This is a genomic window from Microcoleus sp. BR0-C5 (assembly GCF_036705045.1).
Taxonomy (GTDB): Bacteria; Cyanobacteriota; Cyanobacteriia; order Cyanobacteriales; family Microcoleaceae; genus Microcoleus.
Window position 1 is genome coordinate 70,719 of sequence record NZ_JAUBTR010000030.1, and the last position, 9,842, is coordinate 80,560.

Below are 9,842 nucleotides of genomic sequence, written 5' to 3' on the forward strand. Positions count from 1 at the left end.
CGTTGGTACGGTAAACCGAACATGATATACGGTTATTTTTACATTGCTTACTCTGTCGATTCAATTAACGACTTTCTATAATGAGTAATAGGTAAACACTGAACCTTGACAATTTAGGAGTCTCTTATTTTCTTGTCTTACAAGCAAGAACTTAGAGGTTCTAGGTTTCTAGCGATTTTGCCATAGCAATCTCCGTTAGAACATTTGAGGGGTGTTTATATGATGATTTCCTCTATATTTTTGACTATTTTTTATGACTAACTACAAAGAAACCGAAGCAATTATTGCTAATAACTTTGCTGAGCGTTTAAGCCTTAACAAAGTCACCAAGGATATTTACTTGGATGGAGAACTATTTGACTTACCTAAGTTTAGGCATCAGGTTTCTCTCCACCATAATACTGTTCTAGAGAATGATAAGTACATCCAGGAGCTAGCCCACATCTACGCTAGTAAAAATCTCTTCTCTCCCTTAGAGGATTACTTAAGTGAATGCGAGTCTAAGTTCCCAGATATAGACTACAAAGATGTTTTTAGAGAGCTTAATGAGAAAGTCCTACATATTGACCCTGATTCCTTAGAAGGATTATTTTTACCTAAGACTTTAGTAGGTGCAGTAGCGAGAGCGTTAAAGCCTGGTACTAAATTTGATACTGTACTTTTACTTAAAGGTTCTCAAGGCTTTTATAAGACTTCTTTCTTCAGGGAATTAGCGGGAGAAGATTTATTTACCTCTATGTCTTTGCAAGCTTATAATAAAGATGAGTTAATGATTTGTCATAGTAAGTGGATTATTGAGCTAGGAGAGTGTGAAGAGACTCTGACTGCGAGTAAGATGGGTAAGTTAAAAGCTTTTATTACTCAGCAAAGCGACACTCTTCGTAAACCCTATGATAGCAAACCGATTACACTTGATCGACAGTTTATTCTGGTAGGTACAACGAATAAAGATAAGTTTTTAGTTGATGCTACAGGCAATAGAAGATTTTGGTGCGTAGATGTAAACGAGAAAATTGATATTGAATGGGTAAAAGAAAATAGAGATTTGATTTGGGCTAGTGCTGTTAAAGCCTACAAAGATAACTATCCTATCTACTTAAATGAAACTGAGCAAGAAATGCTTAATGCCGTAAATAAAAAATATGAAGCAAATGATATGTGGGAAGATATAGTAGCTGATTGGGTAGAAAAACAAGAAAAGCCTTTTGTTTTTAGTGATGTCTTAACACAGGCTATAGGAAAAGAACCTAAGTCTTGGACTAGAAAAGATGCAGAAAGGATTACTAATATTCTGACAGGTTTAGGCTTAGAAAAACCAACTAAAGCTAGTAGAGTCAACGGTAAGTCGGGTAAATACTGGCAAGTACCTGTGGCTGTAACTAGATAATCTCTCAGTTACGGTTGAGTTGCAAGCTGAATCCTTTATATATCAGGGGGTTCAGCTATTTTGTAACTGTGTAACCGTGTAACTGTAAAATTTTAACTAATCGTTTAAAGCGATCGGTCAATCTAGTTAATTGATAGACCCGGAGAAAATAAATATCCCAGGGTGTTAAAGTTAGTTGAGTTACAGTTACATAGTTACATAGTTACACTTCTCAGGATAAAATCACCTACTGATAAATAGCTAAAACTATTGCTATAGCATTTTAGGTTGTCAGACAATGAGGTGATTTAAGTCACAGTATATGCCAGAGGATTACTGTTAAATTCATAATGATAATTACCAAAAACAAGGGGGTTAATTTTTATGGAATCTGCCACATCTATCTTATTAAATAAAAAATTTACACCTGATGATGATAGACTAAACTATCAAGCCTATGTGAATTTACTTCTAACTTGTAATGTATGTGGAGAAGCTGTTTTTTTAAAGAAGCCAAGGGATTTTAATAAGTCCGGTATAAAAAGAGCTGCTCACTTTTCTCATTTCAAAGATACAGGCAAGAATGATTGTTGGTTGAGAACCAAGAGCCATGACAGTACACAAAACACTGATTCAGAGGCTAAAAAACAAAGTTTAGAAAAGTTTCAGAAAAAAATTCAAGACATTATTGACGAAGGGATAATTAAATATCAAAAAATTTCCTGCTCTCAGTTTGACGATGCCAGACACCGTGAAATCTTACTCGATCGGATAGAGCAAGGTAAAAGCTTAGTTAATCAATATAAAATTGATATTAATTTATGGTTGAGTCGGTTTTACAAGGAAAGGGAACATATTCAAAAATTTGCATTATCTTCGTATCAGAATAAATCCTCTGAAATACAGTGTCAAGTTTTTTCAAATATAGTTCATTACTTGTGCCTTCCTGCTAGTGAGAATATTTTAGGAAACATCCTTTACTATGTGTTTTTATTATTAAATAAAGAGGTCAACCTTAATAACGATTTCGAGGGAGTTCGCTCTAGAGTCATTGAATTAATACGTTATGCTGAGTGGGAAAAAGAATATCAAGTAGCACAAGAAAGTCTAACGAGTTTTAATCAACATGAAATTAGAGAGGAGGTAGTAGCAGAAGATACTAACCTAGAAAAACCAATAATTAGTTTTGGGCTGCTACTTTGTCTCGGCAAAAACTGGCCTTGGCAAGAAGAAGCTTTAGAAATAATTAAGCTAAAGACAATTAAGCTACAATATATTTTGTGCCATACTACAGAAAACGAAAAGGGAGAGGTAAATTACAAAGAAATTATAGGGCAACCCCTAGAAACAATCAGCATTAGCTGGCATGAAAATGAAGAGGGTGATGAGCATTTGACCCTATGGCACAACACAACAGTCGTAGCAACTTTTTCTTTAATGGTGTATGGGACTATTAAATGGAATCCTTTACCTGCTTATTCCATGACTAAGACCACCATCGCCAAACCTATAAACCCCTATTACTACAAACCTATTGTGAGTGAGAATTTATACAGCTTCTTTTTTCAATGGTTGAAGTCAGAGAAGTTTAGTACATTCTTTAACATTATGAGTTCTAAAAAGGTATATCCCCCAAGGGTTGTTAAGTTATTCTTGCTTTTTATAGCATACCTGACTGAGCGCGCACGTAAAGCAAGTTTTGGAAATGACGGATTAACTCTAGAAGGAAAGGTATACCCTGAAAGCGTAGATAGTATCTATAAAGAATCATTACATCAATTAGTGGGAAAGTCTAAAGACTTGAGAGAGTATTATTTGGAGAACGAATTATTTAATAAATTAAGGATAGCCTCTTATAATAAATGAAACAGGTATATATACACTACTAAGATAGGACATTATATGTAAAAAGTGATATAGGAAAGTATATATGAAATATGAGAATCTATAAGAACAGAGTAGAGACGATAGCTAAATGGTTGAGGTTAGAGTAACCCGCTTTCTCTATGTGCTTCTATTACATAATTTATTTCAATGACAACTCAAGATTCTATAACTAAAACAAATCATATTATATCCCTCTAGATTGAGCTATATGGAGCGATAAGGGACGTATGGGTATGAATCTACATTTATTGTGTAGAGGAGCCTTAAAACTCGATTTAAGAGGGATAGAGTGAGAGGTGACAGCTTAGGGTCTAGGCAAGTAGAGTTATTAGGCAGTAATTATCTTTCTATCTAAATAATTTTGATTTACTTATAAAGCCAAGCTTTAATAGCTTAGTTGGGTATGAAACAGGTATTGTGGTTCTAGACCCACTTCATACCTAGAAATGAGCAGAAGGCTAGAAGTCTTATCTAACCTTGGTTTGAGCTATAAAGCTGGTGACAGGATTTGAACCTGCGACAGGCTGATTACAAATCAGCTACTCTACCAACTGAGTTACACCAGCAGTGAAAATTAATATAGCAAACTTATAGTCATTAGCGCAACCCCCCCAGCCAATTTTTTTTCAAATTCGCTCAAAACCCCTCCCCGTAAGGGCCAAACCGGAATTGTCTGCCCGCTGCCGACAGCCCACTACCAATTAACTAATCGCAGCGCCAAATCTTAATCGTCTGATCCGCACTGCCGCTGGCGAGCAAATTGCCCGAAGGTGCGATCGCCACCGAATACACCGTACCCGAATGTCCCTTCAGACTGGTCAACAACTCCCCCGTCTGCAAATTCCAAATATTAATCGTATTATCATCGCACCCGCTAGCCAAAGTCAAACCGTCCCCACTGATAGCAACCGACTCGCCTCGACTCACATAATTCTGCAAAATATGCACCGCCTCATTCGTTCCTAAATTCGTTACACCCTTTCCCCTCCCAGAATTAGTATTTAAAATCCGCAACAAACTGCCCGTGTGCAAATTTCGCAGCTTAATCGTATAATCATTGCTCACGCTAGCAAGAATCTGACCATCCGGCGCGATCGCCACAGAATTCACCCCAACATTCAACCCCGAAAGAGTCCGCAGCAACTTGCCACTTTCCACATCCCAAACCTTGCTCGTCGCATCCGAACTGCCACTCGCCAATATTTTACCGTCCGGGCTAAAAACCACCGCATTCACATTGTCAGAATGACCCCTCAAAGTCCGCAGTAACTCACCACTCCGCAAATTCCACAGCTTAATCGTATTATCAGCGCCGCCGCAGCTAGCAATTACCAGGCCCTTCGGGTTAATCGCCACCGAATTCACCTCCATAGAATGTCCCGGAAAAGTACACAGCAAATCGCCGCTGTGCAAATTCCAAAACTTAATTGTTTCGTCCGAACTGCCGCTGACCAACATTTTTCCGTCATAGCTAATAGCAACCGAATTTACGCGATCGGAATGTCCCGTCAGAGTGCCAATTAATTCCGTTGTTTCTAAATTCCAAATCTTAATAGTTTTATCCCAACTACCGCTAGCCAAAATTTTGCCGTCAGGGCTAATCGCCAGAGAATTCACAAACGATGAATGTCCTGGCACCGTATATACACACCGCCATTTCTGATGTTTTAATTTGTGAGCTAATTCCTTCACCCGCTTAGCTGCCGCCTCAGCTTCCTCTCTGCGTTTGAGTTCAGCCTCCTCCAAACGCTGGCGTTCCGCCCTAGCTTTCGCCTCTCGCAGCGCCAGCCGCCGCATCTCTCCCTTAGAGACTATTCGCTGCTGATCCTGAATTTCTTTAAGAGTTTCAATATACGGTTTTGCCCAATCTTTAGAAAACCATTCTTGAGCAAATTCCGCCTCTAAATTAAATAGCTGAGGTTCGTGAGTAAAATCGATATTTAAATAATACAAATCAGCTAAAAAAGCCGCCAATAACTTGTGAATAGTCACAATTATTTGCCGAATAATCCGCAGGCTCAGCTTTCTATCTTTTCCCTCTGCCTCCAACTGTTGATAAACCTCTTCCCAATTCCAAGCCTGCATCGCTACTAGAGAAACGCTCTGATTGATGACTCCCCAAAAACCAACATGAAAATTAACTTCATAATCGCTGATATCGCTGTACAGTATAGCTGTCGGTACGGGAGACAACACAGTCTGCAACCGCTCCACATCAATATCAGAAATGGATTTTTTGAAATAGTCTCCGTAAAACTGAACCGGGCACAAATCTCCGTGCGGGGGGTAGTGCTGGTTCAAAAAAGCTCTTAACTTAGCCGGCAGCTCGATATTCAGATTGTGGCGAAACGAATCGGGGCAATCTTGGCTAATTTTTGCGGGAGCAACTAACAGCAGCAATCGGTGCTGCTGCTGCTGCAAAATCTGTTCAGTTTCCTGCCTGCTCAAATTAGAAAACCAGTTGTCCTTGTCCCAAAGAGTTTGAATTTCGCTCAGCTTAACTCGAATTGCTTCTGATTGAAACTCCCGCATTAAGTCGCGGCAAAGTCGGCTAATTGCCCGCTTATCTCTTACTTCTTGTGCCTTAATTCGATTAGCTCGTTCTTCCTTTACCCTTTCTTCTGCGTCGGCGATCGCGATTAATTCTTGTTCTCTGGCCTGCTGCCGCTGCAAATATCTTACTTGTGCTTTAATCCAGCGGGGGTCTTTTTTGATTTGCTGGTTTAAAGCTGAAGAACCAGAGGGCTCAATTTCTGCATAGCGTTCGTTGACAGCGCTTGCTCCCAATCTTTCTCCCAATTCAGAGGCTACAGGCTTCAACAGTTCAATTAGGGTGTCTGAGACTGGGCGGGGTAAGGACATACCAGTTAAAACTTTTTCTTACTTAAGGACGATCGCGCGAGTCAGACATATCCCCCTGGGGCTGCAGGGCGGTTTCATTCTTGGTAGGGGCCGTGCCAAGAGTGCCGGCCCTTTTGGCCTGAAACCCCCATTCGATGGTTGGTGGCGGGGGTAGGCACTCTTAGCACTACCCCTACAAAAACCTCGTTTTTGGTGAGAATGAAACAGCCCTGCCTGGGGCGGGGACTCTTGGCAGGGCTATTAGATTTGGGCGATCAGCCGATCGTAGTCGTAAGGCGTATCGTGCAGGCGTATCGTGCAGCCGCGCCAGCTTAGCACCTTAACTTAATAATAATATTTATTTATACACTTTACATTTTACCCCGAATCTGACTCAAAAACACCGACGGAAAAGACTTCAGGATATGCGATCGACCCTGAGTTCCCCCAATTTGTTTTTTTTGTTGCCTTTTGACTCGCTCTTGTCTATAATCGTACTTCACAACCATAATTACGGTATTCCGACCTAAGAACCGTACTTTATCTAGAGGAACAAATATAATGAGCCCGTGGCAACGCCTAACTCAACACCTTTACTGGCTGCAACAGCGATCAGCCAGCACAAATCAATCATTTACTGCCATGAAAAGATTTGTATCGCTATTTTTAGTGGGAATAACTTTAAGTCTAGCCGTTGCATCCTGCGGCCAGGGAACCACCAACAACCCCGCAGCCACTCCAGGCGGTGCTAGCCCAGCAGCCAACAAAGGCAACGTAGAATTAACCCTAGTATCCTTCGCCGTCACCAAAGCGGCCCACGAAGCGATAATTCCCAAATTCGTAGAACAATGGCAAAAAGAAAAAGGCCAAACCGTCACCTTCAACCAAAGCTACGGCGGTTCCGGTTCCCAAACTCGCGCCGTAATTGACGGTTTAGAAGCAGACATCGTACACCTAGCCCTCGCCCTCGACACCGCAAAAATCGAAAAAGCCGGACTCATTGAGCCCGGATGGGAAAAAGAAGTCCCCAACGAAGGCATAGTCAGCAAATCCGTAGGAGCAATAGTCACCCGCGAAGGCAATCCCAAAGGCATCAAAACCTGGGAAGATTTAAGCAAAGACGGAGTAAAAGTGATTACTGCCGATCCTAAAACATCAGGCGTTGCCCGCTGGAATTTCCTCGCACTTTGGGGTTCGGTTGTTAAAACCGGAGGAGACGAAACCAAAGCATTAGACTTGACTACTAAAGTCTACAAAAACGTCCCCATTCTGACTAAAGACGCCCGCGAAGCCACCGATGTATTTTTCAAACAAGGGCAAGGCGACGCCTTAATTAACTACGAAAACGAGATTATTTTGGCTGGTGAGAAAGGCGAAAAACCGACTTATAGTATTCCCGAAGTCAATGTTTCGATCGACAATCCCATTGCCGTTGTCGATAAAAACGTTGATAAACACGGTACTCGCGAAGTCGCCGAAGCATTTGTCAAGTTTCTGTACACCCCAGAAGCTCAGCGAGAATTTGCCAAAGCAGGCTTCCGCCCAGTAGATGCGACAGTAGCGGCGGAACCAGAATTTGTCCAAAAATATGCCCCCATCAAAACCCTATTTACAGCTCAAGACTTAGGAGGTTGGGGAGATATTCAGAAGAAATTCTTCGATGACGGAGCTGTTTTTGACAAAATTCAAGGTTCAATTAGACAGTAGTGGTCGGGGCGGGTTTACGAGATGATTGGTTTTAGGCAATTATTATTGGTAAAACCAGCCCCTACAGCACTTATTCTTTCCCACTCAAAACTATTGACTTATGGCTGGATCATCTGCAATCAGTAACCCTCAATCTCCGATCGAAAATATCAAAAAGGCGATCGGAAAAATCACCTTACCTTGGGGAATCACCCTAGGCTACCTCAGCTTAATGCTATTGCTCCCAGTTGCAGCAATGCTACTGAAAGCCAGCACAGCAAACCCAGCCGAATTTTGGAAAATTGCCACCAGTCCGATCGCCCTTTCCGCCTACGATGTCACCTTCTTTACGGCATTAATTGCGGCATTAATTAACGGAGTATTCGGCACATTAATTGCCTGGGTTTTAGTCCGCTACGACTTTCCCTTAAAACGGATTGTAGATGCAATCGTCGATTTGCCTTTTGCACTGCCCACCTCCGTCGCCGGTTTAACTCTCGCCACTGTTTACAGCGATAACGGCTGGATTGGTTCGCTTTTTGCACCTTTGGGAATCAAGATATCGTTTACTCGATTGGGCGTAGGTATAGCGATGATATTTATTTCCTTGCCATTTATCGTTAGAACCGTACAGCCAGTTTTAAACGAGATGGAAAAAGATATCGAAGAAGCAGCTTGGTGCTTAGGTGCTTCTCAATTTGAAACTTTCTGGCGAGTAGTTTTGCCACCGCTATTTCCGTCTATTTTAACCGGAGTAGCACTCGGATTTTCGCGAGCGGTTGGCGAGTACGGATCTACTGTAATTGTAGCTTCTAACATACCGTTCAAAGATTTAATCGCCCCAGTATTAATTTTTCAAAGGTTGGAACAGTACGACTATGCAGGAGCAACAGTTATCGGTACTGTCATGTTAGGTATTTCCCTGGCAATGCTGTTCGCCATTAATCTCTTACAAGCATGGAGAAGACGCTATGACGGCTAATATCAATTCACCTGCTGATTACAAATTTCCGCCCGCAGGTTCTAGTCGGCGTCAGGAAAAAGCTTGGGTAAAACCAACTTTAATCGGAATTGCGATCGGCTATCTCGCTCTTGTCTTATTTATCCCCACTCTCAACGTTTTTTATCAAGCTTTCAGAAAGGGATTTGAGCCATTTTTGTCTAACTTAACCTCGCCAGATTTTCTGCACGCAGCCCAACTAACCCTGATAATTTCTCTGATAGTTGTGCCTATAAATACAGTATTCGGTTTGTGTGCAGCCTGGGTAATTGGTCGCAACAAATTTTCGGGTCGGACGCTATTAATTAGCCTTTTAGACGTGCCTTTTGCCATCTCTCCCGTAGTTGCAGGTTTAATGATTGTACTGCTTTACGGTCGGCTGGGATGGTTCGGGCAGTGGCTGGAGGCGGCCAATATTAAGGTTATTTTTGCCTTCCCTGGGATGGTGCTGGCTACTGCCTTTGTTACCTTGCCTTTTGTGGCCCGCGAAGTAATTCCTGTTTTGGAAGAAGTGGGAACAGATCAAGAAGAGGCGGCGAAAACTTTGGGAGCAAATGACTGGCAAATTTTCTGGAATGTCACCCTTCCCAGTATTCGCTGGGGATTGCTTTACGGAGTAATTTTGACCAATGCTAGAGCAATGGGAGAATTTGGAGCAGTCTCTGTGGTGTCGGGAAATATTGCTAAAAAAACGCAAACTTTGCCTTTGTTTGTAGAGGATGCTTACAAGCAGTATGCGACGCAAGCCGCATTTTCTGCTGCGGTAGTTCTAGGTCTTTTAGCAGTTGTTACCCTCGTGCTTAAGGAGATTTTAGAACGAAAAACTAAGATCAAAGAAGTTGAAGAATAGTCAATCGATTTTAGATTTTAGATTTTAGATTGACTTGCGCGAGATAAATTCGGGGGCTTGAGGATTTTCGATTTTCGATTTGGGATTGATTCCACGGATAAATCACGTGGCGGGTACCACCTTTGAAATTCCTGGGTCATTAGTCATTAGTCATTAGTCATTAGTCATTAGTCATTAGTCATTAGTCATTAGTCATTAGTCATTAGTCATTA

6 protein-coding genes and 1 tRNA gene are annotated in these 9,842 nt (G+C 41.6%); 5 read left to right on the forward strand and 2 right to left on the reverse strand.

Features of this window, described 5'->3' with window-relative positions; translation table 11 throughout:
- The first annotated feature begins 253 nt into the window (after positions 1–253).
- Together QUB08_RS16370 and QUB08_RS16375 are read left to right on the forward strand one after the other, a co-directional pair.
- Entirely contained in the window at positions 254–1,387 is a 1,134-nt protein-coding gene (locus QUB08_RS16370; protein ID WP_333225699.1) for a virulence-associated E family protein, read from the forward strand.
- Positions 1,388–1,750: 363 nt separating this feature from the next.
- On the forward strand, positions 1,751–3,232 hold the full coding sequence (locus tag QUB08_RS16375) for a hypothetical protein (protein ID WP_333225700.1): 1,482 nt from the start codon (positions 1,751–1,753) through the stop codon (positions 3,230–3,232).
- Between the two features lie 514 nt (positions 3,233–3,746).
- Here the strand turns inward: QUB08_RS16375 and QUB08_RS16380 are convergent.
- Together QUB08_RS16380 and QUB08_RS16385 are read right to left on the reverse strand one after the other, a co-directional pair.
- Positions 3,747–3,819: transfer RNA gene (locus QUB08_RS16380), tRNA-Thr, on the reverse strand.
- A gap of 139 nt (positions 3,820–3,958) precedes the next feature.
- Positions 3,959–6,115 carry a WD40 domain-containing protein gene (locus tag QUB08_RS16385; protein WP_333225701.1) on the reverse strand — a complete coding sequence of 719 codons (2,157 nt, stop codon included), beginning with the start codon at positions 6,113–6,115 and terminating at the stop codon, positions 3,959–3,961.
- 540 nt (positions 6,116–6,655) lie between these two features.
- On the opposite strand from QUB08_RS16385, the gene QUB08_RS16390 reads away from it, so the two are divergent.
- From QUB08_RS16390 to cysW, 3 genes are all read left to right on the forward strand, one after another.
- Positions 6,656–7,801: a sulfate ABC transporter substrate-binding protein gene (locus QUB08_RS16390; RefSeq protein WP_333225702.1), complete on the forward strand. Its 1,146-nt coding sequence runs from the start codon at positions 6,656–6,658 to the stop codon at positions 7,799–7,801.
- Positions 7,802–7,901: 100 nt separating this feature from the next.
- A complete protein-coding gene (gene cysT, locus QUB08_RS16395) occupies positions 7,902–8,762 on the forward strand; it encodes a sulfate ABC transporter permease subunit CysT (RefSeq protein WP_333225703.1) in 861 nt (286 codons plus the stop codon).
- Complete coding sequence (gene cysW, locus QUB08_RS16400) at positions 8,752–9,630, forward strand: sulfate ABC transporter permease subunit CysW (protein WP_333225704.1); 879 nt, start codon at positions 8,752–8,754, stop codon at positions 9,628–9,630. Before cysT ends, cysW begins: the two co-directional genes overlap by 11 nt.
- The last annotated feature ends 212 nt before the right edge of the window (positions 9,631–9,842 follow it).